Annotated in this window: 21 protein-coding genes; 12 read left to right on the top strand and 9 right to left on the bottom strand. The window is 65.2% G+C overall.

The features are described from left to right. The first annotated feature begins 12 nt into the window (after window positions 1–12). Both HCA61_RS01110 and HCA61_RS01115 read left to right on the top strand, forming a co-directional pair. Entirely contained in the window at window positions 13–1,308 is a 1,296-nt protein-coding gene (locus HCA61_RS01110; protein ID WP_169685865.1) for a fatty acid desaturase, read from the top strand. A 62-nt stretch (window positions 1,309–1,370) separates the two neighbouring features. Further along, on the top strand, window positions 1,371–2,606 hold the full coding sequence (locus HCA61_RS01115; RefSeq protein WP_169685867.1) for a fatty acid desaturase: 1,236 nt from the start codon (window positions 1,371–1,373) through the stop codon (window positions 2,604–2,606). A gap of 74 nt (window positions 2,607–2,680) precedes the next feature. Here the strand turns inward: HCA61_RS01115 and rsgA are convergent, their stop codons facing one another. Next, window positions 2,681–3,700, bottom strand: a complete 1,020-nt coding sequence (gene rsgA / locus HCA61_RS01120; RefSeq protein ID WP_169685870.1) for a ribosome small subunit-dependent GTPase A — start codon at window positions 3,698–3,700, stop codon at window positions 2,681–2,683. After that, complete coding sequence (gene aroA, locus HCA61_RS01125; protein ID WP_169685872.1) at window positions 3,667–4,953, bottom strand: 3-phosphoshikimate 1-carboxyvinyltransferase; 1,287 nt, start codon at window positions 4,951–4,953, stop codon at window positions 3,667–3,669. Before aroA ends, rsgA begins: the two co-directional genes overlap by 34 nt. Before the next feature lie 79 nt (window positions 4,954–5,032). On the opposite strand from aroA, the gene HCA61_RS01130 reads away from it, so the two are divergent. After that, the gene (locus tag HCA61_RS01130; protein ID WP_169685874.1) at window positions 5,033–5,779 is read left to right on the top strand and encodes an SOS response-associated peptidase; all 747 of its coding nucleotides are present in this window, start codon (window positions 5,033–5,035) and stop codon (window positions 5,777–5,779) included. Between the two features lie 23 nt (window positions 5,780–5,802). Here HCA61_RS01130 and ybaK read toward each other — a convergent pair whose 3' ends face one another. Beyond that, entirely contained in the window at window positions 5,803–6,300 is a 498-nt protein-coding gene (gene ybaK, locus HCA61_RS01135) for a Cys-tRNA(Pro) deacylase (protein ID WP_169685876.1), read from the bottom strand. 236 nt (window positions 6,301–6,536) lie between these two features. Between ybaK and HCA61_RS01140 the strand changes: the two genes are divergently transcribed. Both HCA61_RS01140 and rsrA read left to right on the top strand, forming a co-directional pair. Further along, entirely contained in the window at window positions 6,537–7,187 is a 651-nt protein-coding gene (locus tag HCA61_RS01140) for a sigma-70 family RNA polymerase sigma factor (RefSeq protein WP_169685878.1), read from the top strand. Then, window positions 7,184–7,462, top strand: coding sequence for a mycothiol system anti-sigma-R factor (gene rsrA, locus HCA61_RS01145; RefSeq protein WP_169685880.1), 279 nt, complete (start codon window positions 7,184–7,186; stop codon window positions 7,460–7,462). The genes HCA61_RS01140 and rsrA overlap by 4 nt, the downstream gene beginning before the upstream one ends. 113 nt (window positions 7,463–7,575) lie before the next feature. Here the strand turns inward: rsrA and HCA61_RS01150 are convergent, their stop codons facing one another. After that, window positions 7,576–7,719 (bottom strand): hypothetical protein, encoded by a 144-nt coding sequence (locus HCA61_RS01150; RefSeq protein ID WP_169685499.1) that lies wholly within the window; start codon window positions 7,717–7,719, stop codon window positions 7,576–7,578. Window positions 7,720–7,753: 34 nt separating this feature from the next. Between HCA61_RS01150 and HCA61_RS01155 the strand changes: the two genes are divergently transcribed. Together HCA61_RS01155 and HCA61_RS01160 are read left to right on the top strand one after the other, a co-directional pair. Continuing rightward, window positions 7,754–7,969 (top strand): biotin/lipoyl-binding carrier protein, encoded by a 216-nt coding sequence (locus HCA61_RS01155; RefSeq protein WP_169685882.1) that lies wholly within the window; start codon window positions 7,754–7,756, stop codon window positions 7,967–7,969. A gap of 17 nt (window positions 7,970–7,986) precedes the next feature. Next, window positions 7,987–9,459, top strand: a complete 1,473-nt coding sequence (locus HCA61_RS01160) for a PAS domain-containing sensor histidine kinase (RefSeq protein WP_169685883.1) — start codon at window positions 7,987–7,989, stop codon at window positions 9,457–9,459. A 112-nt stretch (window positions 9,460–9,571) separates the two neighbouring features. Here HCA61_RS01160 and HCA61_RS01165 read toward each other — a convergent pair whose 3' ends face one another. Beyond that, entirely contained in the window at window positions 9,572–9,826 is a 255-nt protein-coding gene (locus HCA61_RS01165; RefSeq protein WP_132470936.1) for a WhiB family transcriptional regulator, read from the bottom strand. A gap of 17 nt (window positions 9,827–9,843) precedes the next feature. Between HCA61_RS01165 and HCA61_RS01170 the strand changes: the two genes are divergently transcribed. Next, a complete protein-coding gene (locus HCA61_RS01170) occupies window positions 9,844–10,044 on the top strand; it encodes a hypothetical protein (RefSeq protein ID WP_169685885.1) in 201 nt (66 codons plus the stop codon). Window positions 10,045–10,050: 6 nt separating this feature from the next. Here the strand turns inward: HCA61_RS01170 and HCA61_RS01175 are convergent, their stop codons facing one another. Then, entirely contained in the window at window positions 10,051–11,013 is a 963-nt protein-coding gene (locus HCA61_RS01175; protein ID WP_169685887.1) for a diacylglycerol kinase family protein, read from the bottom strand. A gap of 47 nt (window positions 11,014–11,060) precedes the next feature. Between HCA61_RS01175 and HCA61_RS01180 the strand changes: the two genes are divergently transcribed. Further along, entirely contained in the window at window positions 11,061–11,534 is a 474-nt protein-coding gene (locus HCA61_RS01180) for a hypothetical protein (protein ID WP_169685890.1), read from the top strand. On the opposite strand, the gene HCA61_RS01185 is transcribed toward HCA61_RS01180, so the two are convergent. Then, complete coding sequence (locus HCA61_RS01185; protein WP_169685892.1) at window positions 11,514–11,984, bottom strand: GNAT family N-acetyltransferase; 471 nt, start codon at window positions 11,982–11,984, stop codon at window positions 11,514–11,516. The genes HCA61_RS01180 and HCA61_RS01185 overlap by 21 nt on opposite strands. A gap of 110 nt (window positions 11,985–12,094) precedes the next feature. Between HCA61_RS01185 and HCA61_RS01190 the strand changes: the two genes are divergently transcribed. Next, window positions 12,095–12,895, top strand: a complete 801-nt coding sequence (locus HCA61_RS01190) for an AAA family ATPase (RefSeq protein WP_169685894.1) — start codon at window positions 12,095–12,097, stop codon at window positions 12,893–12,895. Between the two features lie 35 nt (window positions 12,896–12,930). Here HCA61_RS01190 and HCA61_RS01195 read toward each other — a convergent pair whose 3' ends face one another. Both HCA61_RS01195 and HCA61_RS01200 read right to left on the bottom strand, forming a co-directional pair. Next, a complete protein-coding gene (locus tag HCA61_RS01195; RefSeq protein ID WP_169685895.1) occupies window positions 12,931–14,163 on the bottom strand; it encodes a hypothetical protein in 1,233 nt (410 codons plus the stop codon). A 4-nt stretch (window positions 14,164–14,167) separates the two neighbouring features. Further along, window positions 14,168–15,844 (bottom strand): DEAD/DEAH box helicase, encoded by a 1,677-nt coding sequence (locus HCA61_RS01200; RefSeq protein ID WP_169685897.1) that lies wholly within the window; start codon window positions 15,842–15,844, stop codon window positions 14,168–14,170. A gap of 202 nt (window positions 15,845–16,046) precedes the next feature. On the opposite strand from HCA61_RS01200, the gene HCA61_RS01205 reads away from it, so the two are divergent. Together HCA61_RS01205 and HCA61_RS01210 are read left to right on the top strand one after the other, a co-directional pair. Next, a complete protein-coding gene (locus HCA61_RS01205) occupies window positions 16,047–16,751 on the top strand; it encodes a ferritin-like fold-containing protein (RefSeq protein WP_169685899.1) in 705 nt (234 codons plus the stop codon). Window positions 16,752–16,797: 46 nt separating this feature from the next. Next, entirely contained in the window at window positions 16,798–17,028 is a 231-nt protein-coding gene (locus HCA61_RS01210) for a DUF3107 domain-containing protein (RefSeq protein ID WP_132470929.1), read from the top strand. Window positions 17,029–17,051 lie beyond the last annotated feature (23 nt).

The raw sequence follows: 17,051 nt of genomic DNA on the forward strand, positions 1-17,051 counted from the left end.
GAAGGGCCCCGTTTGGCTATCAGCGATATTCGCGAATTCGCGCATCTGACCGATGCCGATGTCGAGGCGCTCGGACGTGAGTTCGACGCGATTCGAACAGATATCGAGCGGTCGCGCGGTGTGCGCGATGCGCGGTACATCCACAACACCATCCGGCTGCAGCGGACACTCGAGGTCGTCGGTCGCCTGGCGCTGTTCCGGTCCCGAGAGCGGGCGTGGTGGTTGTTGGGCACCGCATCGCTGTCCCTGTCGAAGATCATCGAGAACATGGAGCTCGGGCACAATGTGATGCACGGGCAGTGGGATTGGATGAACGACCCCGAGATCCATTCGACATCCTGGGAATGGGATCAGACGGGTCCGTCCGAACATTGGAAGCGTGCCCACAACTACGCGCACCACACGTACACGAACATCGTGGGGATGGACGACGACGTCGGATTCGGGATCCTCCGGATGACCCGCGACGACAAGTGGCGTCCGATCAACCTCCTGCAGCCGGTGGCGAACGTGATCCTTGCTGCGACCTTCGAGTGGGGCATCGCGCTGCACGATCTGTCGGCAGCCAAGGAGATTTCGGGTGTTCCTCGTATGCAATGGAATTCAGGTCCGAACAAGGAGTTCGCCGTCAAGGCGGGCAAGCAGGTCCTCAAGGACGGCGTGTTGTTCCCCGCAGTCACCGGTCCTGCATGGCGATCGACACTGAAGGCGAATCTCACTGCGAATCTCGTGCGCAATCTCTGGGCGTACGCGGTGATCTTCTGCGGGCATTTCCCCGACGGCGCGGAGAAGTTCACTCCCGGCGAGTTCGAGCGAGAGACGCGCGGGCAGTGGTATCTGCGCCAGTTGCTCGGTAGCGCGAACATCTCGGGCGGCAAGATCATGGGCTTCATGACGGGCAATCTGAGTTACCAGATCGAGCACCATCTGTTCCCGGATCTGCCGAGTAATCGGCTTCCCGAGATCGCGGCCCGGGTTCGTGCGTTGTGTGGCAAGTACGATCTCCCCTACACCACGGGATCGCTGGGGCGTCAGTACTGGCTCGCTCTGCGGACGATTCACAAACTTGCTCTTCCCGACCGGTTCTTGAAGGCGACATCCGACGATGCGCCGGAGACATCGTCCGAGCGCAAGTTCCGGCACGCACGAGCGAATGTGGGATTGCCTGCCATCGCCACAGATCCGATCACGGGCCGGCGACGAGGTCTGCTCACCGCGTTGCGGGCGCACGCGGAGGGCGCCGTGGCGGAACGACGCATGAAGGCTGCTGTGCGACACGGGAAGACGCACGCACACGGCGGCGAGTGATTCCGGTCACAGAGCAGAAATCCGTTAACCTACGGAGTCGTAACCTACGGTAGGGTAAGTGCATGGCGATTTCGGATGTCAAGGAGTATGCGCACCTCACCGAGGCCGACGTCGAGGCTATCGGTCGCGAACTCGACGCGATCAGGCGCGATGTGGAGGACTCGCGCGGTGAGCGCGATGCCCGCTACATCCGCAACACCATCCGGCTGCAACGTGGTCTCGAGATCGGGGGGCGCGTGGTGCTGCTCGGGTCGCGGAAGCGTCCGCTCTGGATTCTCGGGACGACCATGCTGTCCCTGTCGAAGATCATCGAGAACATGGAGCTCGGGCACAATGTGATGCACGGGCAGTGGGATTGGATGAACGATCCGGAGGTGCACTCGGCGAGCTGGGAGTGGGACAACGTCGACCCGTCGGCGCACTGGAAGACAACCCACAATCACCACCACCACAAGTACACCAACATCCTGGGCATGGACGACGATGTCGGATACGGATTGCTCCGCGTCACCCGCGATCAGCGATGGAAGCCGTTCTACCTCGGCAACGTCGCATACAACGCGATCCTCGCCTCACTGTTCCAATACGGCATCGCGATTCAGCTCCTCGAACTCGGCAAGGTCATCCAGGGTCGTGACGATCGTGAACTGACGAAAGCACGTGGCAAGGAAGTGCTCGCCAAGATCGGCAAGCAGAACCTCCGCGACTACGTGGTGTATCCGGCGCTGACCGGCAAGGCATGGAAGTCCACGATCAAGGCCAATGCCACCGCGAACTTCGTCCGCAACGTGTGGACCAACGCCGTGATCTTCTGCGGGCACTTCCCTGACGGAGCCGAGAAGTTCACCAAGCAGGACATCGAGAACGAGACCCACGCCGAGTGGTACCTGCGGCAGATGCTCGGGTCGGCGAACATCTCGGGTGGCAAGGTCATGGATTTCATGACCGGAAACCTGAGCTACCAGATCGAGCATCACATCTACCCGGACCTACCGTCGAACCGGTACGCCGAGATCGCCGTGCGGGTGCGGCAACTCTGCGACAAATACGACCTGCCGTACACGACAGGTCCGCTCGCGGTGCAGTACTGGAAGTCATGGCGGACCATTGCCAAGCTGTCGCTGCCCGACAAGTACCTCAAAGACACCCGCGACGCCGCGCCCGAGACGGCCTCCGAACGTGGTTTCGGCGGGTCTGCCGAGGTGGATCCGGTCACCGGCCGCAGGCTGGGGCTGGCGACCGCCATCGAGAAGACCCGCAAACGTGGTCTCGTCCGCCGTGTGCTCGGGATGCGCTGACCAGAGCACATCGCACGGAAACACCAGAGCCCGGCTTCGTTTCGACGAAGCCGGGCTCTGGTGCGTAGCTCAGCTCACCAGGAGTCGTTGGTGGCGAGCGCGGCCAGCAGTTCCCGCACGGCCATCGCGCGGCGGAACGACTGGCCTTCGAGTTTGTCGAGGGCACATTCGGGATCTGCCGGCGGTCCGAGATGGGTGCACCCGCGGGGGCACTGCTCGACGGCGACCGCAAGATCGGAGAATGCGCCGACGACGTCGTCGGGTTCGATGTGTGCGAGTCCGAACGACCGGATACCCGGTGTGTCGACGACCCATCCGCCGTCGGGGAGCGGCAGTGCAACGGACTGCGTGGATGTATGACGTCCCTTGCCGACCCCGGAGACGACACCGGTGGCGCGTGCGGCGTCGGGGACCAGCCGATTCACCAGGGTCGACTTACCCACCCCGGAATGGCCGATCAGCGCCGTGACACGGCCGTGCAGGAGTGCGGTCAGCTCAGTGAGGTCGTTGTCCTGCCCGACGAGCATCACCGGAACGGCGAGGTCTGCGAAGTGTGCGGCGAACTCGTCGGGATCGGCCAGGTCGCTCTTCGTCAAGCACAGCACCGGCGTCAACCCGCCGGTGAACGCGGCCACCAGTGCGCGCTCCACGAGACCGGTGCGCGGGGGAGGATCGGCAAGCGCGACGACGATCAGCAGATGTGAGGCGTTGGCAACCACTACCCGTTCGTACGGGTCGGTGTCGTCCGCGGTGCGACGTAGCACCGTGGTGCGGTCGTCGACGCGCACGATCCGGGCCAGCGTATCGGGACGGCCCGACAGATCACCGACCACGCCCACTTGATCGCCGACAACGATCGGAGTCCGGCCCAGTTCGCGGGCGCGCATCGTGGTGACAGCGCGTTCGGGGTCGCCGCCGAGGACCACACCCCATCGACCGCGGTCGACGGAGACGACCATTCCGTCCATCGCATCGCGGTGGGCCGGTCGATCCTTGGTACGCGGACGTGAACCTCTGCCCGGGCGGACCCGGACATCGGACTCGTCGTACTGCCGCCGTTTCAGGAGCGCACTCCCGTCAACATCGATCCCCACAGCGCCTCGAAGCCGGGCAGCGTCTTCGCTGTCGTGCCGATGTCCTCGACGTCGACGTCGTCGATCACGAGACCTATGATCGCGCCGGCTGTGGCCATCCGGTGATCCGCGTACGACCGCCACACACCACCGCGGAGCGGCGTCGGCTCGATTCGCAGGCCGTCATCGGTCTCGCTGACAGATCCGCCGAGACCGTTGATCTCGGCGGTGAGAGCGGCGAGCCGGTCGGTTTCGTGGCCACGCAGGTGAGCGATCCCGCGCAGGTGCGACGGGGTGGTCGCGAACGCGGCGAGCGCAGCGACGGTGGGAGTCAACTCTCCGACGTCGTGCAGGTCCACGTCGATGCCGACGAGTTGCTGCGGTCCGCACACGGTGAGGGCACCGTCGGCCAATGACACGTCGGCGCCCATCTGCTCGAGAATGCCGCGGATCGCATCCCCGGCCTGGGTGGTGCTCGTAGGCCACAGCGGCACCGAGACGGTGCCGCCGGTGACTGCCGCGGCGGCGAGGAACGGTGTGGCGTTCGACAGATCGGGTTCGACCGTCACGTCGTGGGCCTTGATCGTGCCCGGCGCGACCCGCCACGTATTCGCCTCGGACGTGTCGACGGAAACCCCTGCCGCCCGAAGCATTTCGACGGTCATCTCGATATGCGGCATCGACGGCACCGGCTTGCCGTCGTGATGCACGACGACACCGGTGTCGAAGGAAGCGGCCGACAGCAGCAGACCCGAGACGAACTGTGAGGACCCGGATGCATCGATGGTGACACTGCCGCCGCGTACTCTGCCCTCGCCTCGTACGGTGAACGGAAGTCCGTCGCCGTCGATGTCGACGCCGAGGCCACGTAACGCGTCGAGGACAGTGCCCATCGGACGGACCCGTGCCTGTTCGTCGCCGTCGAAGTGCACGTCGCCGTCGGCCAGCGCAGCCAACGGCGGTACGAACCGCATGACCGTGCCTGCCAGGCCGCACTCGACCGAACCGCCGTGCAACGTGCCGGGTGTGACCTCGAGTGTCGTGCCCCCGTCGCGTTCGGTGATGGTGGCACCGACCGCGCGCACGGCCTCGATCATCAGGTCGGTGTCGCGGCTGCGCAATGCCCCGGTGATCGTCGACGTCCCGTCGGCCAGTGCAGCCAGGATCAGGGCGCGGTTCGTGATCGACTTCGATCCGGGCAGGGCAACAGACGCGTCGATCGGGTTCACGGCTCGAGGTGCTCTCCACAGGCTCACCCGACCATCTTCGCCCATCGACCGGGCGGACCTCGACTGCGGATGGTCCGGTGCGGCGAAATGGCGAGGTACAGGGTTCGGCTGACACACTCGTGGCATGTGCGGCAGGTATGCGATCACGGCGGATCCGGCGACGTTGGCAACCGAGCTCGACGCGATCGACGAGACGGGTGACGCAGAGATCCTGCCCGAGTACAACGTGGCACCCACGACCGGTGTGCTCACCGTGGTGGCACGACACGATCGTGACGATCCGGAGAGCGCCGCTCGACGCAGAATCCGCCGGATGCGCTGGGGCCTGGTGCCGTCCTTCGCGAAGGAGGTCGGCACGAGTGCGCCGTTGATCAACGCCCGTTCCGAGTCTGTCGCGAGCAAACCGTCGTTCTCACAGTCGCTCCGCTACAAGCGCTGCCTGGTACCGATGGACGGCTGGTACGAATGGCAGCTCGAACCGGCGTCCGGCGGCAAGACCCGCAAGATTCCGTACTTCATGTCGCAGGGAGACGGTTCACGCCTCTACATGGCAGGGGTGTGGGCGGTGTGGCGTGATCCGCGCACCCCCGACGCACCACCATTGCTCAGTACTGCGATCCTCACCGCGGATTCGATCGAGCAGCTGAGCAATGTGCATCGACGGATGCCTCTGATCATGCCTCCCGAACGGTGGGATGCGTGGCTCGACCCCGACAGCCTCGGGCATCCTGACCTGATCGTGCCCAGCACGGAGGTGGTCGCCGGAATCGAGATTCGGCGCGTATCCGACAAGGTGAACCGTGTTCGGAACAAGGGGCCCGAACTGGTGGAACCGTACGACGGCAGCGGTGACCAGCTGGCCTTGCTCTGAACGGCCCGGGTATCGACCGGTCGTCAGCGCCCCGAAGTGACGGGTGCCACCACAGCGTCGGTGAGACGGATCAAATCGGCGGGCGCGAGTTCGATCTCGAGACCCCGTCTGCCTGCACTGCACAGCACGCGCTCCCACTGCGCCGCGGAGGCATCGACAACGGTGCGCAAGCGCTTGCGTTGACCGAGCGGTGAGATTCCACCCAGTACGTACCCGGTAGCGCGTTCGGCCGCCGTGCGTTCGGCCAGGACGGCCTTGCCGCCGCCCAGTGCCCCCGCCGCGGCCTTGAGCGACAACATGTCGGGGACGGGGATGACCGCGACCGCGAGCGACGAGTCGGACAACGAGATCACCAGTGTCTTGAAGATCTGCGCGGGAACGACCCCCAGTCGCTCCCCGAGGACGTCCACCGCTTCCGCGCCGTACGAGCCGGACTTCGGGTCGTGCGAATATTCATGGACCAGATGCTCGACCTTCTCCCGCTTCAGCAGAGTGGTCGCAGGTGTCGACGTCGAGGCCATGAGTATCACCCTAGGAGTGGATGTCGAGAGGACGTCGGGAGGCCCGCGAATCCGGGGTTTCGGGAACAACTCGCCCCGGAGCGTTGTTGATCCCCGTGGGCCGCAGGTCGACGAGTTCGGTCCGGCCGAGCGAACCATATCGAAGCGAGTAGATCGGAGCACCGGTGCCAGTACTGAGTCCTCCCCGCCGTCCCTCCCGCCCGGATCCCGACTGCCCGGTAGCCTTCACCGAGGGGATGAGTGAAGGGATCGGTGTGGTCGAGGAGTCTGCAGAACAACTGGCCGAGCGGTTCGAGCGGGATGCGATGCCCTTGCTCGACCAGCTCTACGGCGCCGCATTGCGGATGACCCGCAATCCTGCAGACGCCGAAGACCTGGTGCAAGAGACCTACATCAAGGCATTCTCGGCGTTCAGATCGTTCCGGGAAGGCACCAATCTCAAAGCCTGGATGTACCGGATTCTGACGAACACGTACATCAACACGTACCGGAAGCGTCAGCGCCAGCCGGCCCAGTACCCGACGGACGAGATCACCGACTGGCAGCTCGCGGCCACCGCCGAGCACTCGTCGACCGGTCTGCGGTCCGCGGAGGTCGAAGCGCTCGATGCACTGCCCGACGACGACATCAAGGCGGCACTGCAGGAGCTTCCGGAAGACTTCCGGATGGCTGTGTACTACGCAGATGTCGAGGGTTTCCCCTACAAGGAGATCGCCGAGATCATGGGTACCCCGATCGGCACCGTGATGTCCAGGCTGCACCGGGGTCGCAAGCAACTGCGGGGACTCCTCGCCGATGTCGCGCGTGAACGCGGGTTCCACCGCGGGCGCGGCTCCGGCGAGGTGACCACCATCGGTACCGAGGGTCAGAAGGGAGTCTCGCAGTGAGCGAGCAGGCAGATTTCGAGCAACTCGACTGCTCAGCGGTCATCGCAGACGTGTACCTGCTCCTCGATTCGGAGTGCGACGAAGCGTCGAGAACGCGACTGCAACGACATCTCGACGACTGTGGTTCGTGCCTGGAGACGTACGGCATCGAGGAGAAGGTCAAGGCCTTGCTCAGCCGCAAGTGCGGGGGTGAACACGCGCCGGAGGGGCTGCGGGAACGCCTGATGATCGAGATCCGGAGAACCGTCGTGGTGAACGTCAGAGAATCCGACTAGAACGGACGACACCTCCGACGCTGTCTACTGCAGCAGTTCTGCTGCAGGCGCAGTTCGACGTCGAGGGGGCCGGAAAGCAGTGCTTTCCGGCCCCCTCGACGTCTGTCTACGTGTCAGGCGTTGGGACGCTTGCCGTGGTTTGCGGCGTTACCCTTACGGCTGCGCTTCTTGCGACCTCGCTTACCCATGGTGGGATCTCCTTTCTGGTTGATTACAGTGTTCCACGTGCGGTCGAGTGGCCCTGTCAGCAGGTCCACCGTCCGGGCTCCGGAGCAGCGAATCGAGGTTTCGATGGCAGAGGATGTGCGCGCCGAAATGGTCTCCACCGTCTTCGAGGTGGTTGTCAGTGAAGGCGATGTGGTGGCAGAGGGAGATACCTTGGTAATCCTGGAGTCGATGAAGATGGAGATTCCGGTGATCGCTGAGAACGCGGGCACCGTGACCTCGGTCGACGTCTCGGTCGGCGACGTCATCCAACAGGGTGACCTCATCGCGGTCATCTCCTGAGCACGGAAATTCGGACGGTGTCGACGCTCAGCGCGCTGCTCGCAACCCATACCGACCTGCCGGGCGCCGCCGTTGACCACCTCCAGCGGGTGGTGGGGGAATGGCAGTTGCTCGCCGACCTGTCGTTCGCCGATGTGCTGTTGTGGGTGAGTGCAGAGCCCGGAGGCATCGTGTGCGTCGCCCAGTGCCGTCCGACCACGACCTCGACGGTGCTGCCGGAGGACGCGGTGGGAACCATCGTCTCGGACGACGAGCACCCGTACGTACGTGAAGCGTTCGAAACGGGGCGGATCGTCACTGCGCAGCCCGGTTCCGGCGATGCGATCAACATGCGGCAGGCCGTTCCGGTGCGATGGGGCGACGACATCGTGGCAGTCCTCAGCCGGGACGCCGCGCGCGTGTCGAGACGGTCGGCGAGCGCACTGGAGACCGCCTATCTGGAATGCGCCGATGCGCTCTACCGGATGATCAGTGAAGGTAGTTTCCCGACTGCCGAGGCACGTTCCGACACGAAGTCGAGTCCCCGCGCCGGTGACGGCTTCATCCGGCTCGATCGGGAAGGGCGCGTGGTCTACGCGAGTCCGAACGCCCTGTCGGCGTATCACCGCATGGGATTCAACGCCGATCTACGCGGGCAGGATCTGATCGAGACGACTCGGGCACTGGTCAGCGACCCCTTCGAGAGTCGTGATGTCTCCGACTATCTGAGGAGCGCGGTGGAGGGCCGCAACGGGCAGCGCATGGAGGTCGAGGCCCGCGGCGCAACGGTCCTGATCCGTGCCCTCGTTCTGACTCCTGGGGGCCGGATCGATGGCGCGGCTGTCGTCATCCGCGACGTCACCGAGGTCAAGCGGCGCGACCGTGCGCTGATGAGCAAAGACGCGACGATCCGGGAAATCCACCACCGGGTCAAGAACAATCTGCAGACCGTCGCAGCGCTTCTGCGACTGCAGGCGCGCCGCACGAGCAACGGGGAAGCTCAGCAGGCACTCGGCGAGGCTGTCCGCCGCGTGACGTCGATTGCGTTGGTGCACGAAGCACTGTCGATGTCGGTCGACGAGGAAGTCGATCTCGACGACGTCTTCGATCGGTTGATTCCGATCGTCGTCGATGTGTCGGCGGTCGGCAGCCAGGTACGAGTGCATCGAGAGGGCGATCTGGGCGTGTTTCCCGCAGATCGGGCGACCCCGCTCGTGATGGTTCTCACCGAACTCGTGCAGAACGCCGTCGAGCACGCGTTCGATCCGGGTACACACGGCACGGTGACCGTGACGGCGCACCGTTCTGCTCGGGTGCTCGATGTGGTGGTGCACGACGAGGGCAAAGGGCTGCCCGACGGTTTCCGCCTCGAGGATTCCGATCGTCTCGGCCTGCAGATCGTCCGGACTCTCGTCGCAGCAGAGTTGGGAGGGTCGATCGAATTGGAAACGAGCAGTTCCGGGGGAACGGAAGCCCGGCTGAGCCTGCCGCTGGGGAAGCGGCCGACGTGACGACCAACTTGTGGAAGCCGACGTAGAACATGACTCAGAGCGCACAAAGGCCCGGCACCCGAAGTGGTGCCGGGCCGTGCGTCGGACTTCGATGCCTCAGGCAGGAGTCAAATCAGACAGCGGTGCGTGCCCGGGTCCGTGCGTTGCGACGCTTGAGCGCGCGGCGCTCGTCCTCGCTCATACCGCCCCACACGCCGGCGTCCTGGCCGGACTCGAGTGCCCACGAGAGACATTCGGTGGTGACCGGGCAGCGGTTGCACACGAGCTTGGCATCAGCGATCTGCGCGAGCGCCGGGCCGCTGTTTCCCACCGGGAAGAACAGTTCCGGATCCTCGTCGCGGCAGATGGCCTTGTGGCGCCAGTCCATGCTTCTACTCTCCTTCGATGGTGCTGCGCGCACCGGATGATGGTCTTGTCGAGTTCATGCTGGAGTCGCGAAGTATTTCCGCGGAGTTACTTGTGAATGCTTTCACGAACGAGCGTGAAGTCAATAGAATCGACCACGACCGTGGGGAAGCTCACGCCGACATTGATGCCGCGTTGTTCTCGAAGTACATTTTTACACCCTGGCCAGCGGTGATGTAAGACGAATCACAGAATTTCCCGCTTGGTTTCAGACGCCGGGGCCACTACGTCCAGTAAGTCCGGAACCGAAACGAATTCGACGTCGGTTCGCATTCCCAAGTAATCGCCGTCGACCTGAAGTCCGATCGGGCGCGTGGATACTGCCCGTACCCGCGGGGTGTCGTCGACACGAATCAGATGCGGGGATTCCGGTTCGCCGCGTGGGGCCAGCAATTGACGTACCACTCTCAGGCTCGCAGCCACCCGAGTGGTGGTCATGGCGAATACACCCAGTCCGGTATCGAAAGACGTGCCGGGATTGGTGTGCACCGGTCGCTTGTCGAGGAAGGTCCACGGACTCGAGTTCGACACGAAGACGTAGTACACACCGTCGACGCGATCACGGCCGGGAATCTCGAGCGCCAGCGCGGGCGCCACCTTCTTCGATTCGAAGAACTGTTTGACGGAGTGCCTCACGTACCGCGCGGACGTGACCTTCTTTCCGGAAGACCGCGACAGGTCGATGGCCTCGCACACCTGAGCGTCGAGTCCCAGGCCCGCGTTGAACACGAACCAGCGGTCCTCGCAGAATCCGAGCCCGATCCGGCGGCGGGACCGCTCGGAGAGCAGCGTCAGCAGTTGCTCGGTGGCCTCCATCGGATCGGCGGCGATCCCCAACGAGCGCGCGAATACATTCGCCGAACCGCCGGGAACCACAGCGAGCAGAGGCATCGAGGGATCTGCGGTCCGAGGGGACGGGTCGCCGAGCATCCCGTTGACGATCTCGTTGACCGTGCCGTCGCCCCCGTGAGCGATGACCACGTCCATACCGTCGGCGTGCGCAGATCGGGCAAGGTCCGCAGCATGCCCGCGGTGTGTCGTATGCGCCACGGTCAGCGCGACCCGGCCTGCCAGAGCGTGAGCGAGTCGGTCGCGACCGGCCGGTGTGGTCGTCGTCGCGTTGGGGTTCACGATCAGCAGTGCACGCACGGAAGATCAGCCTAAGTGGTCCTGGTCGGGTCCACTACGCTGGCCGGGTGACCACCGAATCTTCCCGCAGTGCCATTCCGTCGACGGTCCGTATCGCCGGCATACTCGTCGTTCTCGAGGGTGCAGTGGCGATGGGGTTCGCGGTGTACTCGATCTTCCGCGCTGCATCGGGTGAACACGACCAGTCGGTGACGAACGGCTACGGGTTCGCGATGTGGCTGGGACTGTTGTTCGGTGGTGTCCTGGCCGCCGGCATCGCGTTGTTGCGGGGCGTGCGGTGGGGTCGAGCGGTAGCGGTCGTTGCACAGATCCTTCTGCTGCCGGTGGTGTGGTCGCTGCTCACCGACTCGCATCAGCCCCTGCTCGGAACGTTGATGGCAGTGATCGTGATTCCGGCCTTGGTGTTGCTGTTCGCACCCGCGACAACCGGATGGCTCGCGCAGGACTATGCACCGGACGCACCGCCGGAATCGGACACCGACACAGGTGCCGGCAGCGGTTCAGGTTCCGAGCGCACGTAATGCTTCTCCGCTGAGCCGGAAGGTCGTCCACTCGTCCTGAGGCTCCGCGCCGAGCGATCGGTAGAAACCGATGGACGGCTCGTTCCAGTCCAGCACAGACCAACTCAGACGTGTGTAACCGCGTTCGACGCACTCGCGGGCGAGGGCCGCGAGCAGGCCGCGCCCGTATCCCGCGCCTCGGTGCTCCGGGAGGACGAAGAGATCCTCGAGGTAGATGCCGTGTACGCCGTCCCACGTCGAGAAATTCCGGAACCACAGCGCGACGCCTACCACCGAGCCGCCTGGTTCTTCTGCGACGTGAGCGAATACCGAGGGGTCCGGCCCGAACAGCGCGGTGTGGACCTGCTCCGGAACCACCGTGCACAGTTCCCGCGCGTGTTCGTACTCGGCGAGGGCGTAGATCAGGTCGGTGACAGCGGTGATGTCGTCGGGACGGGCGCGGCGGATCACGGGCGTGGTGCCTCCTGGTGTCGTGTCGAACGGCGCACCGGTGATTCGCCCGGGCAACCGTGGATTCGTCAAGTCTCGCGCGCGGTGCCTCAATGAGCGAGGATCGACGCGTGGCAACAGTACTTGCGGTGGCAAATCAGAAAGGTGGCGTCGCCAAGACGACCACTGTCGCGTCACTCGGCGCTGCCCTGGTGGATCTCGGGCAGCGCGTCCTCGTGGTGGATCTCGACCCGCAGGGATGTCTGACATTTTCCCTGGGACACAACCCGGATCGGCTCGAGCGATCTGTGCACGACGTGCTCATGGGCGACGCCGAGATCGGGCAAGTGCTCCTGGAGACGGGGGAGGGGCTGACACTGCTGCCCGCGACGATCGACCTCGCGGGGGCGGAAGCGCTGCTGCTGATGCGTCCCGGACGCGAGTACGTCCTCAGGCGCGCTCTTGCCGCGACCGAGGACGATTACGACGTCATCATCGTCGACTGTCCGCCGTCCCTCGGCGTCCTCACCCTCAACGGCCTGACCGCCGCCCGCTCGGTCCTGGTACCGCTGCAGTGCGAGACCCTTGCGCACCGAGGCGTCGGGCAGTTACTGCGCACCGTCGACGAGGTGAAGCAGATCACCAACCCGGATCTGGAGATGCTCGGAGCCCTACCGACCTTGTACGACGCGCGGACCACGCACAGCCGTGACGTGCTCGCCGACGTGTCGGATCGGTACGGCCTGCCTGTCCTCGCACCCCCGATTCCGCGGACCGTGCGGTTCGCCGAAGCGTCGGCGTCGGGCGCGACGGTGCTGTCCGGGCGCAAGAACAAGGGTGCGCAGGCATACCGGGAACTCGCCGAGAACCTGCTGGCGTGCTGGACGAGCGGTGCGAAGCCGGCCACGCTCGCCGTCCAGGCCGAGGCGTAGGCCGGAAACCGATCAGCAACGGCGGATCGGCTGCGTCAACGTCGACCGCTTTCGGTCAGCGCGACCACGTCGTCTCCTCGCTGTTCGAGAACCGTCTCGCCCGCGACGGACAACGAGACCGTGGCGTCCGTGTCGCGGTCGACCTCGATGGTCCGGGCGATCTCGCCGCTGACCGGATCGACCACCGCAATCGCGTCGTCGACCGGCAGCAGCACCGATCCGGCCATCTCGGAGCCGTGCCCGAGCGTGCCCTCGACGGTCCAGAGCGGCGTGAAATCCTCGGTGTCGAGCGCGATCGTGTCGGTACCCGTCCACCACAGGAGCAGATCGTCGAACTTGTCCGCCGGACCGGTGTCCACTCCGGATTTCGTCACCTGCGGCAACTCGTATCGGTCGACTGCCGAACCTGAGCCGTCGAACACCTCGAGGCGTGCACCGCCATCGGGGCCGGCAGGGAGATAGACCGCGGTGTGGTCGTCGACCACCGCGACTATCTGCGCGGCGCCGTCCGGCACCGCGGCAGGCAGGATCGAGGATGCGAACTCCTCGGGTTTCTGGCTGTCCTCGGGCGTGGTGTCGAGCAGCGTCAGCCGCGCGGCCGGCTCCTTGGAACACTGCTCGAGAACTGCGAGGTGACTGCTGTCTGCGTCCGCAGAACGGAGCGCGCAGCCGCTGCGAGGCTGTGCGCCGGGGTTCACCGGAGCATCGACCCGGCCGTACTCGACCGTGCGCACCAGATCCGACCGCCACATCTCCAGGCGCGTGTCGCCGAGTGCGATCAAGTGTGTCCCGGTATCGATGAGACGCACCTCGCTGTCGGTATCACTCGAACGTTGTGCTCCACGGGCACCGGTGTCTGCGTCGAGCGCTGTCACTTGGCCGCATCCACGGGGGTCGTTGTAGACCGACACGATGTGCCCCCAGGCTCCGATCGCGGCGCACAGGGGGCGGTCGCGTCGGTAGCTCCATCGTTCGACGCCCGTCTGCAGGTCACGGCCGACAACGGTGTCGCCGTCGGCAGTGGCAGCGGTATCGGCGATCACGACGGCATGTGCCGTCGCAGCACTTCGCGCGCGCCACGACTCTGCGAGGGTGTCAGGCACGAACTTCGCGACAGGAGGGGCGCTGGTCGCCCCGTCCCAGGTGATCGACGTGGTCCCGCGTGCGTCCGACCGCAGCCACACGACACTCGCCGCCGCCAGGACGGCGGCAACGAGTATCGCTGCAATGATCAGGTCGGCCCGCGTGCGACGTTCGGGCGCGAGCACGTGGCTAGCCGGCCGAGTTGCTCGACACTGCGTTCGTCACGTCGTCGGCGTTCGACGGCGTGCTCGCGGAGGCGTCGCCTTCGGCCGGCTTGCGGCGGCGCCTGCGGCGTCTGCGGCCGGCCGAAGCGGAGCCATCGGAAGTGGTTTCACCTGTGCCGGCGTCGGAACCGGCAGGAGTCGCCGTCGGAGCCTCGGCTGCGGCGGTATCCGCCTGTTCGGTGCTCGCGGTGGTGGCAACCTTGCCGCGCACCGTGCGACGACGGGTCCGTGTGCGTTTGGGTCGCGTCGGGCCCTCGCTACGAGCAGGACGGTCGCCCGGGCCGCCCTCGGTCTCGGTGCGGGTGGTCGCAGGCTTACGAATCCGGCCCGTCGATCCCTCGGGGATACCGAGGTCCTCGAACAGGTGCGGAGAGCTCGAGTACGTCTCGACAGGCTCCGGTATGCCGAGGCCGAGGGCCTTGTCGATGAGCTGCCAGCGCGGGACATCGTCCCAGTCGACCAGTGTGACGGCGATGCCCGTGCGACCCGCACGACCCGTGCGGCCGATCCGGTGTACGTACGTCTTCTCGTCTTCGGGGCACTGGTAGTTGATGACGTGGGTGACGTCGTCGATATCGATGCCACGTGCGGCGACGTCGGTGGCGACGAGAACGTCGATCTTGCCGTCCCGGAACCGTCCGAGCGATTTCTCGCGGGCGATCTGACCGAGGTCGCCGTGGACCGCGCCCACCGCGAAACCGCGTTCGGCGAGATCGTCTGCGACCTTCTGCGCTGTCCGTTTGGTGCGGGTGAAGATCATCGTCGCGCCGCGGCCTTCGGCCTGGAGGACGCGAGCGACGAGCTCGGCCTTGTCGAGGGCATGAGCCCGGTAGATGAGCTGGCTTGTGCGCTCGTGCACCGCGGAGGACTGGGGTTCCTCGGCACGGATGTGCGTCGGCCGGGTGAGGAAGGTGCGGGCGAGGGTGATGATCGGCCCGGGCATCGTTGCCGAGAACAACATCGTCTGACGCTTGTCGGGGACCATCCCGAGGATCCGCTCGATGTCGGGGAGAAACCCTAGGTCGAGCATCTCGTCGGCCTCGTCCATCACGAGCACACCGATCTTGCCGAGAATCAGGTGTGACTGGTTGGCGAGGTCGAGCAGACGACCAGGGGTGCCCACGATGACGTCGACACCCTTCTTCAACTGGTCGATCTGCTGCTCGTAGGGGCGGCCACCGTAGATGGCGAGGACCTCGAGGCCCTTCTTGCCGCTGCCGGGCAGATACTTCGATGCGTTCTCGAGGTCTTGTGTGACCTGGATGCACAACTCGCGGGTCGGGACGATGACCAGCGCGCGCGGCGTGCCGTCGAGCGGAGCGGTGCCGGAGGCGGTGGTGGTGACGCGATGCAGCAGGGGTACGCCGAATCCGAACGTCTTGCCCATGCCGGTGCGGGCCTGGCCGATGAGGTCGTCGCCGGCGAGTGCGAGCGGCAGCGTCAGTTCCTGGATGGCGAAGGTACGTTCGATGCCCGTCTCGGACAGCGCCCGGACGATTTCGTCGCGAACACCGAGTTCGGCGAATGTGGGGGCAACGTGAGTGTCGTCGAGTTGTGCGGAGACGGTCTTCTCGCTTGCGTCGTCTTCGTGGTCGATGGTGATCTTGCTCAGGGGTCTGGCCTTCCTGGTCTCGGCACGCACGCACGAGGTGGACAAGGCGACCGGCCTGCGAATTCACGCGAGCTTGTAGACGGGCCCGCGAGCGCGGCAGCGATCCTCAAACGGGTGCGCGCACATTATCGTCGAAGACCGCGGGCCACGGTGAGCGGCTCGATGCGCGGTCTTCTGAGCCCATTGTACCGCGAGGGGCGCGTTCGCCGAGGTAGTACTACGCTTTGTCGTCATGGGAGCCGAAACATCGCCGTCCGCAGCAGAACCTCGCCTGTCTCCGCCTGCGACTCCTCTACCGGCAGATCATCCGGGTGTCTCGGAATTGTTCTCGGTGCTCGCAGCCGGTGAGATCGCAGCGTTCTACCGGCTCGCCGACGAAGCGGCGTTTGCGCCGTCGCTCCAGGGGAAGGTCGCATTCGCGCAGATGGCGACCTCGGAGATGGGTCATTTCGAGATCTTGCGCACAGCGCTCGAAGAGCGAGGTGTGGACATCTACGAGGCGATGGAGCCCTACCATCAAGTGCTCGACGCCTATCACGAGTCGACAACACCATCGACGTGGCTCGAGTCGTTGGTCAAGGCCTATGTCGGTGACCGGATCGCGGCCGACTTCTATTGTGAGATCGCCGACATGCTCGATCCGCAGGTCGCCACCGTGGTGCGCGGAGTACTCGCCGAGACGGGACACTCGGAGTTCGTAGTACATGAGGTCAGGTCGGTCGTCGAACGCAGCAGTACTCAGAAGGACCGGCTCATGTTGTGGGGCAGGCGTCTGCTGGGCGAGGCGATCACGCAGGCTCAGTACGTGCTCGCGCAGCGCGAAGAACTGGCCGAACTCGTCATTCTCGCGTCGGGAGACCTATCCAACATCGCGGCACTCATCGATCGTATGCAGGTCGAGCACGCCAAGCGGATGGCAGTGCTCGGATTGCACTAACCTGACGAGGACAAGCAGTCCAGCCTGAGAATCTCGGAGGTCTTTCGTGGAGGTCAAGATCGGTGTCGCGGACAGCCCGCGCGAAATCGTCATCGTCAGCGAACAGACACCCGACGAGGTGGAGGCGCTCGTGACCGATGCCCTGAACGGCGGAAACAAGGGTGTACTCGCGCTGGTCGACGAGAAGGGCCGCAAGGTCCTCGTGCAGGCCACGAAGGTCACCTACGTCGACATCGGTCCCGGTACCGCCGGCAAGGTCGGATTCGCCGCGAACTGACGTCGATCGCGCCGAAGGGGCCG

The sequence above is a fragment of the Rhodococcus sp. HNM0563 genome, assembly GCF_012726195.1.
GTDB lineage: Bacteria > Actinomycetota > Actinomycetes > Mycobacteriales > Mycobacteriaceae > Rhodococcus.